A 17,457-nucleotide genomic window follows, 5' to 3' on the forward strand; every position below is an offset into this window, starting at 1 on the left:
GATATGATGAATATTCAAACCAAATTTCAGCTTTATCATAACTGGGTCGAACGAGGAAAATTATTTGTCGTCCCCGTACTTTTATTATTCTTCCGCTTATGGGTTGCTTGGGTGTTTTTTAATTCGGGACTGACCAAAATAGCATCATGGGAAAGTACGCTATACCTATTTGAATATGAATACCAAGTCCCTATTCTGCCTTGGCAACTCGCCGCTTACTTGGGGACAGCAGCAGAGCTAATTATCCCTGTATTTATTGCTATTGGATTCTTGACCCGGCCCTTTGCGCTACTCTTATTTGGATTTAACATTATTGCAGTGGTTTCCTATCCTGCTCTGTGGGACAAGGGGTTTTACGATCACCAACTCTGGGGCTTAATGATTTTAATTAATGTCGTCTGGGGAGCAGGCGTTTTATCTCTAGATTACATATTAAGTCGTAAACTAAAATTAAAATAGGAGCACTTATTTGTTCAACAGCGCCTTAAGGTCATCCACCGATATCCCATTATCGCTAAGTTCTTTAGCTAATAGGTCAACCTGCTCACCTTTGCGTGATTCAATCACTCGTTGAAACTGATACACGATATCTTTGAGTACATGCAAAGGCAGTTGTTTAGCTGCACTTCTGATTCGTTCTTCACTTTGATTTCCAAGCTCACTAAGTAGCTTTCCATACATCACTTTTTCTGGCGATTCTTCTAGTTGCTCAAGGGTACGAGCTAATTCGTAAGTAGTTAACGACATATGACTTCACTTATCTAGGGTATAAATATTGAGGTATACTTTGGAGGTATATTATACAGTAAATTATCAGCTGTATAATTAGTATACTTTATACTTAATCCTTTAATATTCCCATCTATTTACTTCTAATATTACGTCCACCTCCCTATATTAATTCCCATGTCACTTACTATCCACACAAAATCTTGTTATTGAATTGCAGGCTACTTATAAAAAGAGTAGTTTTATAAAAAACCAACTTAAGGAGAAATCATGCTCGATCAGATCGAAAGCAGGGTTGAAGCTTTACGTACTTGGTTGCAACAAAGCAATCTTGACGCATTTATAATCCCTCATGAAGACGAGTTCTTGGGTGAATATGTACCTGAACATCATGAACGCTTGTATTGGATTTCCAATTTTACAGGCTCTGCTGGTGCAACAGTAATTACCAAAGATAAAGCCGCTATCTTTGTTGATGGCCGTTATACCGTTCAAGTCACTAAACAGACACCTGAGTCTATCTTCGAGTATCAACACCTTATTGAAACGCCTCCTCTTGAATGGGCTTTATCAAAGCTAAAGCAAGGTAGTAAGATTGGCTTCGATCCTAAAATGCATTCCGGAGCTTGGTTTAATCGGGCGCAACAAAAGCTTGATGGTCAATTACAACTTGAAGCTGTTGAAAGCAACCCAATCGATACTCTTTGGCAAGATCGTCCATCCCCATCGGTAGAGCAAGTAAGATTAATGGGGGTAGACTGGGTTGGAAAAACAAGCCAAGACAAGCGCAAACAAATCGGCAAAGTTATTGCTGACCAGAGTGCTGACTTTGCCGTTATTACTGCTCTAGATTCAATTGCTTGGTTATTGAATATTCGCGGAACTGACGTGTCTCGACTTCCTGTAGTGCTCAGTCACGTGATTATTGACAATAGTGGTAACGTTGACCTATTCCTAGATAGTACCCGTTTATCCGATAACTTTGCAGAGCATGTAGGAAGTGGTGTAAATGTACTGCCTACTGATGAGCTTAATGTTGGCTTAAATAAATTACAAAACAAAAAAGTAATTCTAGATGCCAACAATAGCAATGCTTGGTTTGGTCTCACTCTAGAGCAAGCCGGTGCTGAAGTTATCGATAGTGCTGACCCTTGCCTACTACCAAAGGCGTTGAAAAACTCAACTGAAGCCGCCGGTATGCGTCAAAGCCATATTCGAGATGGTGTAGCGATGGTTCGGTTTCTTACTTGGTTCGATGAGCAAAATGCACAAGGCAATTTACTCGATGAAGGTATGGTATCTGATAAATTGGAATCCTTCCGTCGTCTTGATGACAGCTTAGTTGATTTGAGTTTTGACACCATCTCTGCCGCAGCACAAAACGCAGCCATGTGTCATTACAATCACATTAATGAACCAAAACCGGCAACACTTAGCGACAACAGTATGTACTTAGTCGATTCAGGTGGTCAGTATCCAGATGGCACTACCGATATCACTCGTACAATTGCTGTTGGTACGCCCACTACTGAAATGAAACGTCTATTTACCTTGGTATTAAAAGGACACATTTCTCTAGCTACGGCCCGCTTTCCGTTAGGCACTTGTGGTTATCAACTAGATGCTCTGGCACGTCAACATTTATGGCAACACGGCTTTGATTTTGATCACGGCACAGGTCATGGTGTGGGTCACTTCCTAAGTGTTCACGAAGGACCACAAGGGATATCAAAAAATCCTAATAAAGTTGCTCTTCAAAAAGGCATGGTTGTTTCCAATGAGCCTGGCTACTATCGCGAAAACCAATTTGGGATTCGTATTGAAAACCTAGAGATCGTGGTTGAAGTGGAAACCCAGGGTGATATTCAAATACTTGGCTTCGAGTCTCTAACTCGCTGTCCTATCGATGTGCGCAATATTGACCTTACGCTACTCAACTCAACCGAAGTTGAATGGCTAAACCAATACCATAGTAAAGTGCGTACCACTCTTGATAACCTGCTCGATGAAAAAGAGCAAGCATGGTTAATCAATGCTACCGCCCCTATTGAACTAGCTTAATTTGTTCAGCATCCAAAAACTAAAGCCTCCATTGTGGAGGCTTTCTTTATGTTTCACGTGAAACTTACCCTGAGTATATAGCACTCCAGTCGCGCCAGACTGGCTCTAAACCTTTACTCCTGATCGCGTTCGCTACATCAGAAGCACTACGCTCATCTGATATCTCAAACTGCTCTAGTTGTTGTTGATCAACTGCATAACCACCGGGCTGAGTCTTCGACGCTGCCGATACGGTGGTTATCCCTAACGACATAATGTTATCTCTAAAGCTTTCAGATTCGCGAGTAGAGAGAGATAGGTCAACATGTTGACTGAATATTCTATAAGCACAAATGAGTTGTACCATCTGTTTATCATTCAATACCGACTTAGGTTGTACACCACCCTCGCAAGGACGAAGCCTAGGTAGAGATATGCTATATCGCGTACGCCAATAGTTTTTTTCTAGATAATCTAAATGCGCGGCTACAAAAAAGCTATCTACTCGCCAATTATCCAATCCTATAAGAGCACCAATTCCTATCTTGTCTACTCCAGCTCTGGCCAAGCGATCAGGCGTATCTAATCGATAATAGAAGTCTTGCTTAGAGCCTCTAAGGTGATGCTCTGCATAAGTAGATGGATTGTAAGTTTCTTGATACACCATCACCGCATCCATACCTAGTGTCTTGAGTTCTGCATACTCTTGCTGCTCAAGTGGCTGAACCTCCAATGCTAGATAGTTGAAGTGACTCTTTATCTGAGGGATGACATTGCGGAAGTAATCCATTCCTACTTTATTCTGATGTTCACCAGTTACCAGGAGAACACTATCAAATTCCATTTTCTTGAGTGCATCGATTTCCAGGTCTATTTCATCACTGTTTAAAATCTTACGCTTAATCCGGTTCTGCATTGAGAACCCGCAGTAAGTACACTCATTGGAACACAAATTAGATAGGTACAAGGGGACATACATACCGATATTGGAACCAAATCGTTGCCTCGTTCTATGATGGGACTGTTGTGCCATCTGCTCTAAAAACGGCTCAGCTGCTGGTGAAATCAATGCCTTGAAGTCTTCGAGATCTGGGTTCTGACTCGTTAAAGCTCGTTGTACGTCAATATTGGTTTTAGACATAATGTCTAAGGATATTGAACTCCAATCTAGCTGCTGAAATACATCCCTAAAACTCATAACTTAGACTCGTAGTTGGTGTCTAAGAATGCAGTCATTGGGCTTGAGGCCGATGCACTAAACTGCTGCACTGCCAGACCGGCCTCATAAGCCATACGCCCCGCTTCAACCGCTAACTTAAATGCGCGACTAATCGCTATAGGATCGGCTGATGTCGCCATGGCAGTATTAACAAGAACTGCGTCTGCTCCCAGTTCCATAGCTTTAGCTGCATGAGATGGTGCACCTATCCCCGCATCAATAACAACTGGCACTCGCGCCTGTTCAATGATGATACGCAAGAACTCTTCAGATACTAAGCCTTTGTTAGTACCGATTGGTGCTCCTAATGGCATCACAGCGGCACAGCCAACCTCTTCAAGGTGCTTACATAATACAGGGTCTGCATGGCAATAAGGCAATACAACAAATCCATCCTTCACCAGTTGCTCTGCAGCTTTTAGGGTTTCAATTGGATCAGGCATTAAGTATTTAGGGTCAGGATGAATCTCTAGTTTTACCCAATTTGTTTGTAGTGCTTCTCTGGCTAGATGAGCGGCAAATACTGCGTCTGCAGCGGTTTTTGCTCCAGATGTATTCGGAAGCAAATTTGCCCCCATCTCTAGTAACGGATGTAAGATATCATCTTGATGGTCGTACACATCAACTCGTTTAAGAGCCATAGTTACCAATTCAGAATTCGATGCCTCAATTGATTTTGCCATAACTTGGCTATTGGCGTATTTTCCAGTTCCCGTAAACAGTCGTGACGAAAAGGTTTTGTCTGCAATTTTCAACATCTTGATTAGCCTCCAGCTATAGCTCTAAATAGGTTTACTGAGTCACCGTGCTCAATCTGCACATTTCCCCACTCTGCTTTCGGTACTACTTTATTATTCAGTGCGATAGCAAAACCAGACTCGGGAAGCTCTTGTTGTTGTATAAACTGCTTAACGGTGGTGACCGTCGCCAGTGCCAATGATTTGTCATTGAATTTGATACTTATTTCAGACATATGTGCTCTCCTTTGTTGAGCAAATAGCGCAGTGATTATCTTTGTCTATTTGAAAGTTAGTGAACTTAAATGCTCGTCCATCAAATAATGTTAGCACTCCACTATTCAATGTTTGGGGTTCAATCAGCACTCGAATAGACATTAGAGCTTGCAGATGGGCAATCGCATTTACGTTTGGTCCAAGTACCCCTGATTCAGAACAATTCTTTGCTTCAGCATCCTTAGAGTCAGGATACAAACATGAATAGCAACTGCTATGAGCATCGTTAGCAAAGTAGACAATCTGTCCATCCCAACCAATTGCAGCTCCGCTTACTAAGGGAGTATTAGTCTCAACACAGACTGCATTTATTTTGTGGCGTATCTGAAAATTATCCGTGCAGTCTACAACAAGGTCAGCTTGTGCTATCTCTAAACCCAGTAATAGAGTATCGACTTTGCGGTTCACACTACGAACCCGGACATCGCTGTTAAGACTATGGATAGCCTTCTTCAGTGCTACAGATTTATACTCACCGATATCTTGCTCGGTGTAGGTGATCTGTCTATGTAAGTTACTTAGCTCTATTTGGTCATAGTCACAAATAACTAAATGCCCTACACCACTTGCTGCTAACTGGGTCGCTACGGAATGACCCAAGCCTCCACAACCAATCACTAACACCTTAGAGGCCAGCAATTTGCTTTGCCCCATATCTCCAACCTCAGGAAGCATTACCTGTCGCTGGTAACGAGAAAACTGGCTATCGGTTAACATTCCAATTCCCTGCTACCAAATAAGCTCTGGAAGCCATCGACTGCGTGCATTTTATTGCTTGCTTGGGTTACAGCTCGAACAACTGCCACGCTATCGACGCCCGTATCTATCACAGCTGGTGCACGCTGTTTGTCGATACCACCAATCGCAACCGTTGGTAAACTAATATCAAGTAACGATTCAATAGAATCTATCAGCTGCTGGTAGTACCCAAGCTTTATCAATCCCTGTGGCGCTGAGGGCATATCTTTAGTTGGAGTAGGAAATATATGCCCTAATGCGAGATAAGAAGGACTATATTGTAGTGCATTTAGTATTTCGTAGTAGCCATGGGTAGATATTCCTAATCCGATATTACTATGCATTAATTCTGAACTGGAGAGGCTGCTGAGGTCTTCTTGCCCTAAATGAATACAGTCAGCACCACCATCTAGGGCAGTTTTCCAGTAATCATTTATTACTACATCAACATTATTGCGCTTACCAATTTGGATCGCTTGATTGATGTCTGACTCTACCTCAGATGGCAGTTTATCTTTAATTCTAAGCTGCATTATTTTCAAGCCTAACGGAGCTAGCTCTTCAATCAACGCTAGAGAATCCACTACCGGATATAAGCCTAAACAAGCAGTCGCTCTTCTTTGGGTGTTAACTACAGGAATGGTTGGGTTTAGTTTAGGAAAGTGATCCAAGTGATTTGGCCATGTTTCACATGAAACATGAGCGAGCGCGCGCGCAATAAGCAAGGCATCTTCTATTAGATATTCAAGTGCTAACGCAAATACGGTTCGAGCTATAAGCGCCTCTAAGCTACTAACAATAAAGCCCGAGTCAGAATGCGTCCAACTAAGTTCAACACCATTAGGAAGGACTACTACATCCTTACCTTCACCAAAGATTACCTTCCAAGATGAAGTACATTCTAGTCCGGTTATGATAATTTCTGTTGGTGACAAGATCGATATTGAGTAGCGTAGAATCCCCTTAGCAAAGAGCACACTATCCTCTTCGTGTCGAACAATAGAAATGTCGCAAGGGCTAAAGCCAGCTTTGTGAGCTTTAGAGGTTAATGTTGAAAGCTCTGGCTCAAAATCTGTAAAGGTTTTCGGTATTGATATGAAGAGTGGTTCCATCGTTCTATCCTATAAACACAATTTGGCTTGTCGGATAGATTGATGATCCTAGAGTTATTCTAGGGTAGTTTCAGAAGTGATCATCAACTTGTTTCCTTCGCAGGTATTATCCTGGAGCAGGTTCACGAATTCCGCTAAGCGGTCTCAGCTTCAACACTATAGGTGTATCAGCACTCCGACAAGTTGTGAAATTATACAAGATTTAAAGTAATGTCTGAACGAGTTTATTTAGTTTTTGATAAACATTTGAAACGCAACCAGACAAGCAGACAAACTAAATGCAACATTTAGCAATACATTGAGACCAGCCTTCCAGTATGCTCCCTGCTGGAACATCAATACATTATCCATAGAGAATGTCGAAAACGTGGTCAAGGCACCGAGGAAGCCGAGTCCAATGATCTGACGCCATGGGTCTGTCACAATCACATCATTCTCAAACAAGGCAACCAACATACCCATAATAAATGAGCCAATGATATTCACTGCAAGAGTTCCATAAGGGAACCCACGGCCAAGAACAAAGACACAAAATTCAGAGATTAAATAGCGAGAACAAGCACCAAATGCTCCGCCAATTGCGATAAAACCAAGTGTTGCAAACTGTCCCATTGACCACTCCACATCTATACATTAAAAAAGTTACAGGAGTCACGTGTTAATTAATTTTGTGACATTGATCAATAGCATAGCAAACATATGCATCTGACTTCGGGTAAAAGTTTAGATTCCAGAAAATGAAGTAGAATGCGTTAAATAACTTAAGGGAAGTTAGGATACAGGAAATGCAAAAAGCCCAACCTTTCGGTTGGGCTTTTTTAATAGTGGCGGAGAGATAGGGATTTGAACCCTAGAACCGCTATTAACGGTTGCCGGTTTTCAAGACCGGTGCTTTCGACCACTCAGCCATCTCTCCACAAATTGTTACTAGCTAAGGTCTTATAAATGCCTTATCCAGTTTTGTTTCTAGATTATTCAATCTAAAAACGTAATTAAAGCCTGGCGATGTCCTACTCTCACATGGGGAAACCCCACACTACCATCGGCGCTACTGTGTTTCACTTCTGAGTTCGGCATGGAATCAGGTGGGTCCACAACGCTATGGTCGCCAAGCAAATTTCTTATTTGTCTTCAGCTTTTTCAAAAAAAGCTAAAAGCAAAAATTAATAATTCGGAAAGCTATATTTAAAAGTTATTGTCACACATTCAAAGTTCTTACTTCGAGTCCACAAAACCCCTTGGGTGTTGTATGGTTAAGCCTCACGGGCAATTAGTACAGGTTAGCTCAATGCCTCGCAGCACTTACACACCCTGCCTATCAACGTTCTAGTCTCGAACAACCCTTCAGGACACTTAAAGTGCCAGGGAAGACTCATCTCAGGGCTCGCTTCCCGCTTAGATGCTTTCAGCGGTTATCGATTCCGAACTTAGCTACCGGGCAATGCCATTGGCATGACAACCCGAACACCAGAGGTTCGTCCACTCCGGTCCTCTCGTACTAGGAGCAGCCCCCTTCAATCTTCCAACGCCCACGGCAGATAGGGACCGAACTGTCTCACGACGTTCTAAACCCAGCTCGCGTACCACTTTAAATGGCGAACAGCCATACCCTTGGGACCGACTTCAGCCCCAGGATGTGATGAGCCGACATCGAGGTGCCAAACACCGCCGTCGATATGAACTCTTGGGCGGTATCAGCCTGTTATCCCCGGAGTACCTTTTATCCGTTGAGCGATGGCCCTTCCATTCAGAACCACCGGATCACTATGACCTGCTTTCGCACCTGCTCGAATTGTCATTCTCGCAGTCAAGCGGGCTTATGCCATTGCACTAACCACACGATGTCCAACCGTGTTTAGCCCACCTTCGTGCTCCTCCGTTACTCTTTGGGAGGAGACCGCCCCAGTCAAACTACCCACCAGGCACTGTCCTCATCCCCGATAAGGGGACTAAGTTAGAACATCAACACTACAAGGGTGGTATTTCAAGGACGGCTCCAACGATACTAGCGTACCGTCTTCAAAGCCTCCCACCTATCCTACACATGTAGGGTCAATGTTCAGTGCCAAGCTGTAGTAAAGGTTCACGGGGTCTTTCCGTCTAGCCGCGGGTACACTGCATCTTCACAGCGATTTCAATTTCACTGAGTCTCGGGTGGAGACAGCGTGGCCATCATTACGCCATTCGTGCAGGTCGGAACTTACCCGACAAGGAATTTCGCTACCTTAGGACCGTTATAGTTACGGCCGCCGTTTACCGGGGCTTCGATCAAGAGCTTCGACCGAAGTCTAACCCCATCAATTAACCTTCCGGCACCGGGCAGGCGTCACACCGTATACGTCATCTTACGATTTTGCACAGTGCTGTGTTTTTAATAAACAGTTGCAGCCACCTGGTATCTGCGACTCCTAGTAGCTCCATCCGCAAGGGACTTCACCGCCAAGAGCGTACCTTCTCCCGAAGTTACGGTACCATTTTGCCTAGTTCCTTCACCCGAGTTCTCTCAAGCGCCTTGGTATTCTCTACCCGACCACCTGTGTCGGTTTGGGGTACGATTTCTTATAATCTGAAGCTTAGAGGCTTTTCCTGGAAGCATGGCATCAATGACTTCACTGCACGTAGCAGCTCGACATCGTATCTCAGCGTTAAGAAAGTCCGGATTTACCTAAACCTTCCGCCTACATACTTGAACCTGGACAACCATCGCCAGGCCCACCTAGCCTTCTCCGTCCCCCCATCGCAATTATAAGAAGTACGGGAATATTAACCCGTTTCCCATCGACTACGCCTTTCGGCCTCGCCTTAGGGGTCGACTTACCCTGCCCCGATTAACGTTGGACAGGAACCCTTGGTCTTCCGGCGAGGGGGTTTTTCACCCCCTTTATCGTTACTCATGTCAGCATTCGCACTTCTGATACGTCCAGCAGCCCTTACAGACCACCTTCAACCGCTTACAGAACGCTCCCCTACCCCGCATACAAAAGTATGCAGCCGCAGCTTCGGTGTATAGCTTAGCCCCGTTACATCTTCCGCGCAGGCCGACTCGACCAGTGAGCTATTACGCTTTCTTTAAATGATGGCTGCTTCTAAGCCAACATCCTGGCTGTCTGAGCCTTCCCACATCGTTTCCCACTTAGCTATACTTTGGGACCTTAGCTGGCGGTCTGGGTTGTTTCCCTCTCCACGACGGACGTTAGCACCCGCCGTGTGTCTCCCGGATAGTACTCAATGGTATTCGGAGTTTGCAAAGGGTTGGTAAGTCGGGATGACCCCCTAGCCTTAACAGTGCTCTACCCCCATTGGTATTCGTCCGAGGCGCTACCTAAATAGCTTTCGGGGAGAACCAGCTATCTCCAGGTTTGATTGGCCTTTCACCCCTAGCCACAAGTCATCCGCTAATTTTTCAACATTAGTCGGTTCGGTCCTCCAGTTGATGTTACTCAACCTTCAACCTGCCCATGGCTAGATCACCTGGTTTCGGGTCTAATTCTAGCAACTCGACGCCCAGTTAAGACTCGGTTTCCCTACGGCTCCCCTATACGGTTAACCTTGCTACTAAAATTAAGTCGCTGACCCATTATACAAAAGGTACGCAGTCACGCTTCGAGGCGCTCCTACTGCTTGTACGTACACGGTTTCAGGTTCTATTTCACTCCCCTCACAGGGGTTCTTTTCGCCTTTCCCTCACGGTACTGGTTCACTATCGGTCAGTCAGTAGTATTTAGCCTTGGAGGATGGTCCCCCCATGTTCAAACAGGATATCACGTGTCCCGCCTTACTCGTTTTCACTTAAAATGCGTTGTCGGTTACGGGGCTATCACCCTATATTGCGAGACTTTCCAGACTCTTCACCTGACGCATTAAAAGCTTAAGGGCTAATCCAATTTCGCTCGCCGCTACTTTCGGAATCTCGGTTGATTTCTCTTCCTTCGGGTACTTAGATGTTTCAGTTCCCCGAGTTTGCCTCATTAACCTATGTATTCAGTTAATGATACGTGCTTATGCACGTGGGTTTCCCCATTCAGAAATCCCAGACTCAAATGGTTATTACTACCTAATCTGGGCTTATCGCAAGTTATTACGTCTTTCATCGCCTCTGACTGCCAAGGCATCCACCGTGTACGCTTAGTCACTTAACCATACAACCCCAAAGGGTCTTGCTTAACGCAATGCGTTTGCTACAACGCAGTATGACGTTTCCAAGGTGCGTTATCTCTTTATTATGAGCGAGATAACATTCGATTTTGCCGGACTCAAATTTGAATGCACTCTGGCAAGAATGCATTCCCAAGAACACTTGAATGTGTGTTGGTACCTAAATCAATAAAGATATAGGATTTGAGAACTTTTAAATTTGATAAATAATGCTTTCTCAGTATAAAACTGGACATTATTTATCGTCAGCTTTCCAAATTGTTAAAGAGCATGTATTTCTAAGCATTAAAGCTTTCGAAACCATTTTTAAAGACACTTAAGTCTTCATTTAAGAAGAAGTGTACTTAAAGATGGTATCCCGTAGGGGAGTCGAACCCCTGTTACCGCCGTGAAAGGGCGGTGTCCTAGGCCTCTAGACGAACGGGACACTAGTTGAAGTACAGGGTGTACTTCTTACCTCTTAACTTTCTAAACCATATCAATCTGTGTGGACACTCATCGTGAATAATCATCGTATAAGGAGGTGATCCAGCCCCAGGTTCCCCTAGGGCTACCTTGTTACGACTTCACCCCAGTCATGAACCACAAAGTGGTAAGCGTTCTCCCGAAGGTTAAACTACCTACTTCTTTTGCAGCCCACTCCCATGGTGTGACGGGCGGTGTGTACAAGGCCCGGGAACGTATTCACCGTAGCATTCTGATCTACGATTACTAGCGATTCCGACTTCATGGAGTCGAGTTGCAGACTCCAATCCGGACTACGACGCACTTTTTGGGATTCGCTCACCATCGCTGGCTCGCCGCCCTCTGTATGCGCCATTGTAGCACGTGTGTAGCCCTACTCGTAAGGGCCATGATGACTTGACGTCGTCCCCACCTTCCTCCGGTTTATCACCGGCAGTCTCCCTGGAGTTCCCACCATTACGTGCTGGCAAACAAGGATAGGGGTTGCGCTCGTTGCGGGACTTAACCCAACATTTCACAACACGAGCTGACGACAGCCATGCAGCACCTGTCTCAGAGTTCCCGAAGGCACTAAGCTATCTCTAGCGAATTCTCTGGATGTCAAGAGTAGGTAAGGTTCTTCGCGTTGCATCGAATTAAACCACATGCTCCACCGCTTGTGCGGGCCCCCGTCAATTCATTTGAGTTTTAATCTTGCGACCGTACTCCCCAGGCGGTCTACTTAACGCGTTAGCTCCGAAAGCCACGGCTCAAGGCCACAACCTCCAAGTAGACATCGTTTACGGCGTGGACTACCAGGGTATCTAATCCTGTTTGCTCCCCACGCTTTCGCATCTGAGTGTCAGTATCTGTCCAGGGGGCCGCCTTCGCCACTGGTATTCCTTCAGATCTCTACGCATTTCACCGCTACACCTGAAATTCTACCCCCCTCTACAGTACTCTAGCCTGCCAGTTTCAAATGCGGTTCCGAGGTTGAGCCCCGGGCTTTCACATCTGACTTAACAAACCACCTGCATGCGCTTTACGCCCAGTAATTCCGATTAACGCTCGCACCCTCCGTATTACCGCGGCTGCTGGCACGGAGTTAGCCGGTGCTTCTTCTGTCGCTAACGTCAAACGATGCAGCTATTAACTACAACGCCTTCCTCACGACTGAAAGTACTTTACAACCCGAAGGCCTTCTTCATACACGCGGCATGGCTGCATCAGGCTTGCGCCCATTGTGCAATATTCCCCACTGCTGCCTCCCGTAGGAGTCTGGACCGTGTCTCAGTTCCAGTGTGGCTGATCATCCTCTCAGACCAGCTAGGGATCGTCGCCTTGGTGAGCCATTACCTCACCAACTAGCTAATCCCACCTGGGCTAATCTTGACGCGAGAGGTCCGAAGATCCCCCTCTTTGGCCCGTAGGCATTATGCGGTATTAGCTATCGTTTCCAATAGTTATCCCCCACATCAAGGCATATACCCAGGCATTACTCACCCGTCCGCCGCTCGACGCCCAACAAATCACCCGAAGGGTCAATGTTGTCGTTTCCGCTCGACTTGCATGTGTTAGGCCTGCCGCCAGCGTTCAATCTGAGCCATGATCAAACTCTTCAATTAAAGTTTTGTGCATCTAAGATGCGGCTCAATGAATACTGACTTCAAAACTGTCCTTACTCGAAAGTAAGAAGTAATTTTAAAGCTATTATCGTTCCAACAGAACGATAATGAATTGACTGTGCCAATGACTAAAAGTCATCGTTTTGGTCACTCAGTTCATTGATAAATCTTTTCGATTATCATCAACGAGTGCCCACACAGATTGATTGGTTTAAATTGTTAAAGAGCGTTACTTTCGAGGCTTACCTCTCAAGTGGACGGCCATTCTAGCGATTTGAGCCTCAGTGTCAAACACTTTTTGAATTTAATTTCGAAGAGAACCTAAACTCAAATGACTCGGCCAGTTAGCCTACTGAATCACGTTGAAGCGTTGTGCGCTCTACCGTGTCAGTGAGGCGGCATTATAGAGACTTTCATCACACTGGCAAGTGCTTTTTGGTAGTATTTTAAAACTTTTTACTCACATGCCTGTTTTTTGTGCTAAACCGCCATTTACAGACAAAAGGTGAGTATTTTACCCCCACAAATAGGTGAAAAAATGAGTTCTTTGCGTAGTTATAAAGAAATAGCCCCATCGCTAGGTAGCGATGTCTATATAGATGATTCTGCGGTGATAGTTGGCGATGTCTCTATAGGTAAGGATTCGAGCGTATGGCCACAGGTTGCCGCTCGAGGTGATGTGAACCATATCAGCATTGGTGAGCGTACAAATATTCAAGACGGTTCAGTACTGCATGTAACTCATAAGAATGTGATAAACCCAAATGGCTTTCCACTAGTTATTGGTAATGAGGTTACTATCGGGCATTTAGTCATGCTGCACGGTTGTACTATTAAAGATAGGGTTCTAGTAGGTATGAGCTCTACCATTTTAGATGGCGCTATTATTGAGAGTGATGTTTACATCGGAGCAGGAAGCTTAGTTCCTCCTGGTAAAGTCCTAGAAAGTGGATTCCTTTATCTTGGCAGTCCGGTTAAGAAGGCGCGCCCTTTAACTGATAAAGAACACGCCTTTTTAAAGACTTCAGCTGACAATTACGTTAACAACAAAAATGATTATATTAATCACGTGAAAAGCATTAACTAATAACAATCTGGCCTACAGAGTTAAACTCCTCAGCTTCAATTAACTCTTCTGCAAGGTCTTCCAAGTCAAAGCGGTACTCTGCAAATACCTTAAGTACCGCATCTTTTTGCTCTACCTTTAGTTGTGATAGTTGCTCTAAATAATTGATGGCAACACGGCACTCTATAAGCTGACCATTTTGCTGTGCGGAAAAACTGACTACCTTATCGGCTTCTAACCACTCGACTTGATCCGTAAAGATGATGGATTGATTCATGACACCCCCTCCAGGTTTTTACGCAGCTCTCGCAGTACTTGCCTTGCTCCCGGTCGAATTCCGCGCCATAGCATGAAACTTTCTGCTGCCTGACCAACAAGCATTCCTAGCCCATCATAGGCTTTGGCTGCGCCATTAGCTAAAGCCCACTCATTAAAGTGTGTATTACCTGACCCATAAATCATATCGTAACTAACAGTGGTTGCACTGAATATAGCAGGGGATATTTGTGGTAATTCCCCAGACAGCCCCGCAGATGTAGAATTAATTACCACGTCAAACGCTTGATCGACGTTATCTAGGGACTGCGCACTGATATTACCGTATTCCTTGAACTCTCCTGCGAGTACCTCAGCTTTAGCAAAGGTACGATTAGCAATAATGATTGATGCAGGATTGTTGTCCAATAGCGGCTTTAGTACACCACGAACCGCGCCACCAGCACCAATGATAAGGATGCGCGCTCCCTCAAGGCTCACTTGATACTGCAATAAGTCCTGAACCAGCCCCTCACCATCGGTGTTGTCACCAATAATTTCGCCATCATCTAACTTTTTAAGGGTATTCACGGCCCCTGCGAGCTTAGCTCGCTCAGTTAAGCGGTCCGCAAAAGTATAAGCGTCGTGTTTAAATGGAGCGGTGACATTACAACCCTTGCCACCTTGTTCATTGAAAAACTGTACCACTGCTTGCTGAAATTCACCGGGTAGGGGTTGCTTTGCTGTATATCTCAAGCTTTGATTCGTTTGTCTCGCAAACAAGGTGTGGATAAAGGGAGATTTGCTCTGCTGAATTGGATTACCAAACACTGCATATTGGTCAATTAACGTATTCATTAAACGTCCTACTACTTATTTATTGCTCTTCACAACCTAACACCTGTTACAGCGTTCGCAAAGTACTACCAATCTCGTGGATGTAAAAATTCTTGATAGAGTTTATCTTCATGAGAGTCAGGCTCTACTTGATAGTTGTATTCCCAGCGAGCCAGCGGAGGCATAGACATAAGGATCGATTCTGTACGCCCCCCACTTTGTAAACCAAACAACGTACCGCGATCATATACTAGGTTGAATTCTACATAACGCCCACGACGGTATAGTTGGAACTGTCTTTGCTGTTCGCTGTACGTGGTTTGCTTACGCTTTTCTACGATTGGTAGATATGCCTTAGTAAACCCCTCACCAACCGCTTTTATGTATGCGAAGCTCTTTTCAAACCCCCATTGATTGAGATCATCAAAGAACAATCCCCCTACTCCTCGTGTCTCTTGACGATGCGGTAAGTAAAAATATTCGTCACACCACGCTTTATGCTCTGCATATACATTGTCACCAAAAGGCGCACATATTGCTTTTGCAGTTTGATGCCAGTGCAAACAGTCTTCTTCATATGGATAGCAAGGGGTTAAATCAAACCCTCCACCAAACCACCATATCGGGTCACAGCCCTCTTTTTCTGCAATAAAGAAGCGTACATTGGCGTGTGAGGTTGGAATAAAAGGGTTACGTGGATGGATAACGAGTGACACTCCCATCGCCTCAAACTTTCGACCAGCAAGCTCAGGGCGATGAGCAGTAGCAGAAGCGGGCATCTTATCCCCATACACATGGGAAAAGTTAACTCCTCCCTGCTCAAACAACAGCCCCCCCTTCATGACACGCGTTCGACCGCCACCACCTTGTTTTCGTTGCCATGCATCTTCAATAAACTGCCCTTGACCATCGACTAACTCTAACTGGCTACAAATGTGCTCCTGCAGACTAAGTAAGTACTCCCTTACAGCCTGCTTATTAACATTTTGCATTCTATCCCTGCCTTAATACTTGCAGTGTTCGCACATCACGAATCTCTGATGGGTTTTGTCTATCCCCAACCACACCATGCACAACAAAAACCGATTTAGAACCTAGCTGTTCAGTAACCTGCTCTGTTGTTACACAAGGTGGTAACCCAGATAAGTTAGCGCTGGTTGAAGTAAGCGGTTTACCAAACTTCAAACATAGGCTCTGAACCAGTGGATGGTCTGTAACGCGAACCGCAACTGTATCAAATTGCCCGTGTACTAATTTATGGGTTTTATGGCTAACCGGCATTACCCAAGTTACAGGCCCAGGCCAACTGTGAAATACGGTATCTAGCTGTTGTTGGGTAAGCTTAGAGACATCAATATACGGCAGCAACTGTTCAAAGCTCGCAGCAATCAAAATCAAACCTTTATCTGCTTGTCTTTGCTTAATCTCCAACAGCTCCATTAATGCTTTTTCATTATCAGGGTCACACCCCACACCGAAGACAGCCTCTGTTGGGTAAGCTATAACTCGCCCTTGCTGTAGAGCCTCTATTGCACCATCCATAACAATCATCGTTTACTGAATCCCTAATTCGGCATCTGTTGCATTTAGTTTACAAATTCTATTCATTACTGATAAGTATTTCCTTTAATTTCGATTAAATAGCTGACGCAAACGTTTTCCTATACAAAAAATAGCCGTATAATGCGCGCAAAATTGATATTCCATGCTCAAACAGTTAAATCAGGAGTCTTACCATGCAAGTCGGTATTATCATGGGTTCTAAATCAGATTGGCCAACGATGAAACTCGCAGCTGAAATGCTTGATACATTTGGTATTAGCTATGAAACCAAAGTAGTTTCGGCTCACCGTACACCTCAACTGCTCGCAGATTACGCAAACAGTGCCAAAGATCGCGGTATTAAAGTAATTATTGCTGGTGCGGGTGGTGCTGCGCATCTACCAGGTATGTGTGCTGCTTTTACTAGCCTACCAGTACTAGGTGTTCCAGTTCAGTCTAGAGCACTAAAAGGCATGGACTCTCTATTATCAATAGTACAAATGCCAAAAGGTATTGCAGTTGGCACCCTTGCTATCGGTGAAGCTGGTGCGGCAAATGCTGGTATTCTTGCTGCACAAATTATCGGTACTCATGTACCTGAGGTTATGGAAAAAATCGAAGCTTTCCGCCAAAATCAAACCGATACCGTACTAGCAAACCCTAATCCAGCTGAGGAATAAAT

At 44.7% G+C, this 17,457-nt stretch carries 15 protein-coding genes, 2 tRNA genes and 3 rRNA genes; 4 read left to right on the forward strand and 16 right to left on the reverse strand.

Annotated features, from left to right (window positions below; translation table 11 throughout):
• The first annotated feature begins 6 nt into the window (after positions 1–6).
• Positions 7–459 (forward strand): DoxX family protein, encoded by a 453-nt coding sequence (locus OCU28_RS11515; protein WP_261817487.1) that lies wholly within the window; start codon positions 7–9, stop codon positions 457–459.
• 6 nt (positions 460–465) lie between these two features.
• Here the strand turns inward: OCU28_RS11515 and tsrA are convergent, their stop codons facing one another.
• On the reverse strand, positions 466–747 hold the full coding sequence (gene tsrA / locus OCU28_RS11520) for an H-NS-like global regulator TsrA (protein WP_261816289.1): 282 nt from the start codon (positions 745–747) through the stop codon (positions 466–468).
• A gap of 252 nt (positions 748–999) precedes the next feature.
• Here tsrA and OCU28_RS11525 point away from each other — a divergent pair, with 252 nt between their 5' ends.
• Complete coding sequence (locus OCU28_RS11525) at positions 1,000–2,790, forward strand: aminopeptidase P family protein (RefSeq protein WP_261816290.1); 1,791 nt, start codon at positions 1,000–1,002, stop codon at positions 2,788–2,790.
• Between the two features lie 64 nt (positions 2,791–2,854).
• Here OCU28_RS11525 and thiH read toward each other — a convergent pair whose 3' ends face one another.
• The 11 genes from thiH to OCU28_RS11580 all read right to left on the reverse strand — a co-directional run bounded on the left by thiH (position 2,855) and on the right by OCU28_RS11580 (position 13,075).
• Positions 2,855–3,967: a 2-iminoacetate synthase ThiH gene (gene thiH / locus OCU28_RS11530; protein ID WP_261816291.1), complete on the reverse strand. Its 1,113-nt coding sequence runs from the start codon at positions 3,965–3,967 to the stop codon at positions 2,855–2,857.
• On the reverse strand, positions 3,964–4,746 hold the full coding sequence (locus tag OCU28_RS11535) for a thiazole synthase (RefSeq protein WP_261816292.1): 783 nt from the start codon (positions 4,744–4,746) through the stop codon (positions 3,964–3,966). The genes thiH and OCU28_RS11535 overlap by 4 nt, the downstream gene beginning before the upstream one ends.
• Before the next feature lie 5 nt (positions 4,747–4,751).
• Positions 4,752–4,961 carry a sulfur carrier protein ThiS gene (gene thiS, locus OCU28_RS11540; RefSeq protein WP_261816293.1) on the reverse strand — a complete coding sequence of 70 codons (210 nt, stop codon included), beginning with the start codon at positions 4,959–4,961 and terminating at the stop codon, positions 4,752–4,754.
• Positions 4,954–5,718 carry a HesA/MoeB/ThiF family protein gene (locus OCU28_RS11545; protein ID WP_261816294.1) on the reverse strand — a complete coding sequence of 255 codons (765 nt, stop codon included), beginning with the start codon at positions 5,716–5,718 and terminating at the stop codon, positions 4,954–4,956. The genes thiS and OCU28_RS11545 overlap by 8 nt, the downstream gene beginning before the upstream one ends.
• Positions 5,712–6,851 (reverse strand): thiamine phosphate synthase, encoded by a 1,140-nt coding sequence (locus tag OCU28_RS11550; protein ID WP_261816295.1) that lies wholly within the window; start codon positions 6,849–6,851, stop codon positions 5,712–5,714. The genes OCU28_RS11545 and OCU28_RS11550 overlap by 7 nt, the downstream gene beginning before the upstream one ends.
• 228 nt (positions 6,852–7,079) lie before the next feature.
• Positions 7,080–7,463: a fluoride efflux transporter CrcB gene (crcB, locus tag OCU28_RS11555; RefSeq protein WP_261816296.1), complete on the reverse strand. Its 384-nt coding sequence runs from the start codon at positions 7,461–7,463 to the stop codon at positions 7,080–7,082.
• Between the two features lie 213 nt (positions 7,464–7,676).
• Positions 7,677–7,767: transfer RNA gene (locus OCU28_RS11560), tRNA-Ser, on the reverse strand.
• 81 nt (positions 7,768–7,848) lie between these two features.
• Positions 7,849–7,964 (reverse strand): 5S ribosomal RNA (rrf, locus tag OCU28_RS11565).
• A gap of 136 nt (positions 7,965–8,100) precedes the next feature.
• Positions 8,101–10,990 (reverse strand): 23S ribosomal RNA (locus OCU28_RS11570).
• A 367-nt stretch (positions 10,991–11,357) separates the two neighbouring features.
• Positions 11,358–11,433: transfer RNA gene (locus tag OCU28_RS11575), tRNA-Glu, on the reverse strand.
• An 89-nt stretch (positions 11,434–11,522) separates the two neighbouring features.
• A 16S ribosomal RNA gene (locus OCU28_RS11580) occupies positions 11,523–13,075 on the reverse strand.
• The 16S, 23S and 5S rRNA genes sit together here with 2 tRNA genes alongside, the layout of an rRNA operon.
• Positions 13,076–13,613: 538 nt before the next feature.
• Here OCU28_RS11580 and OCU28_RS11585 point away from each other — a divergent pair.
• A complete protein-coding gene (locus OCU28_RS11585; RefSeq protein WP_261816297.1) occupies positions 13,614–14,162 on the forward strand; it encodes a gamma carbonic anhydrase family protein in 549 nt (182 codons plus the stop codon).
• On the opposite strand, the gene OCU28_RS11590 is transcribed toward OCU28_RS11585, so the two are convergent.
• From OCU28_RS11590 to OCU28_RS11605, 4 genes are all read right to left on the reverse strand, one after another.
• On the reverse strand, positions 14,155–14,418 hold the full coding sequence (locus OCU28_RS11590; RefSeq protein WP_261816298.1) for a DUF1488 domain-containing protein: 264 nt from the start codon (positions 14,416–14,418) through the stop codon (positions 14,155–14,157). The genes OCU28_RS11585 and OCU28_RS11590 overlap by 8 nt on opposite strands.
• A complete protein-coding gene (gene aroE, locus OCU28_RS11595) occupies positions 14,415–15,254 on the reverse strand; it encodes a shikimate dehydrogenase (RefSeq protein WP_261816299.1) in 840 nt (279 codons plus the stop codon). Before aroE ends, OCU28_RS11590 begins: the two co-directional genes overlap by 4 nt.
• Positions 15,255–15,319: 65 nt before the next feature.
• Positions 15,320–16,225, reverse strand: coding sequence for an oxygen-dependent coproporphyrinogen oxidase (gene hemF / locus OCU28_RS11600; RefSeq protein WP_261816300.1), 906 nt, complete (start codon positions 16,223–16,225; stop codon positions 15,320–15,322).
• Position 16,226: 1 nt separating this feature from the next.
• Positions 16,227–16,784: an L-threonylcarbamoyladenylate synthase gene (locus OCU28_RS11605; protein ID WP_261816301.1), complete on the reverse strand. Its 558-nt coding sequence runs from the start codon at positions 16,782–16,784 to the stop codon at positions 16,227–16,229.
• Between the two features lie 185 nt (positions 16,785–16,969).
• Between OCU28_RS11605 and purE the strand changes: the two genes are divergently transcribed.
• Entirely contained in the window at positions 16,970–17,455 is a 486-nt protein-coding gene (purE, locus tag OCU28_RS11610) for a 5-(carboxyamino)imidazole ribonucleotide mutase (protein ID WP_261816302.1), read from the forward strand.
• The last annotated feature ends 2 nt before the right edge of the window (positions 17,456–17,457 follow it).

The organism is Vibrio gallicus (genome assembly GCF_024346875.1).
Taxonomy (GTDB): domain Bacteria; phylum Pseudomonadota; class Gammaproteobacteria; order Enterobacterales; family Vibrionaceae; genus Vibrio; species Vibrio gallicus.

What these genes read in the sequence shown, in the direction of transcription:
- aroE (WP_261816299.1), bottom strand. Translation starts at nt 15,254, where the DNA reads ATGAATACGTTAATTGACCAATATGCAGTGTTTGGTAATCCAATTCAG.
- thiH (WP_261816291.1), bottom strand. Translation starts at nt 3,967, where the DNA reads ATGAGTTTTAGGGATGTATTTCAGCAGCTAGATTGGAGTTCAATATCC.
- tsrA (WP_261816289.1), bottom strand. Translation starts at nt 747, where the DNA reads ATGTCGTTAACTACTTACGAATTAGCTCGTACCCTTGAGCAACTAGAA.
- OCU28_RS11585 (WP_261816297.1), top strand. Translation starts at nt 13,614, where the DNA reads ATGAGTTCTTTGCGTAGTTATAAAGAAATAGCCCCATCGCTAGGTAGC.
- OCU28_RS11590 (WP_261816298.1), bottom strand. Translation starts at nt 14,418, where the DNA reads ATGAATCAATCCATCATCTTTACGGATCAAGTCGAGTGGTTAGAAGCC.
- OCU28_RS11525 (WP_261816290.1), top strand. Translation starts at nt 1,000, where the DNA reads ATGCTCGATCAGATCGAAAGCAGGGTTGAAGCTTTACGTACTTGGTTG.
- OCU28_RS11545 (WP_261816294.1), bottom strand. Translation starts at nt 5,718, where the DNA reads ATGTTAACCGATAGCCAGTTTTCTCGTTACCAGCGACAGGTAATGCTT.
- thiS (WP_261816293.1), bottom strand. Translation starts at nt 4,961, where the DNA reads ATGTCTGAAATAAGTATCAAATTCAATGACAAATCATTGGCACTGGCG.
- crcB (WP_261816296.1), bottom strand. Translation starts at nt 7,463, where the DNA reads ATGGGACAGTTTGCAACACTTGGTTTTATCGCAATTGGCGGAGCATTT.
- OCU28_RS11550 (WP_261816295.1), bottom strand. Translation starts at nt 6,851, where the DNA reads ATGGAACCACTCTTCATATCAATACCGAAAACCTTTACAGATTTTGAG.
- OCU28_RS11515 (WP_261817487.1), top strand. Translation starts at nt 7, where the DNA reads ATGAATATTCAAACCAAATTTCAGCTTTATCATAACTGGGTCGAACGA.
- OCU28_RS11605 (WP_261816301.1), bottom strand. Translation starts at nt 16,784, where the DNA reads ATGATTGTTATGGATGGTGCAATAGAGGCTCTACAGCAAGGGCGAGTT.
- hemF (WP_261816300.1), bottom strand. Translation starts at nt 16,225, where the DNA reads ATGCAAAATGTTAATAAGCAGGCTGTAAGGGAGTACTTACTTAGTCTG.
- purE (WP_261816302.1), top strand. Translation starts at nt 16,970, where the DNA reads ATGCAAGTCGGTATTATCATGGGTTCTAAATCAGATTGGCCAACGATG.
- OCU28_RS11535 (WP_261816292.1), bottom strand. Translation starts at nt 4,746, where the DNA reads ATGTTGAAAATTGCAGACAAAACCTTTTCGTCACGACTGTTTACGGGA.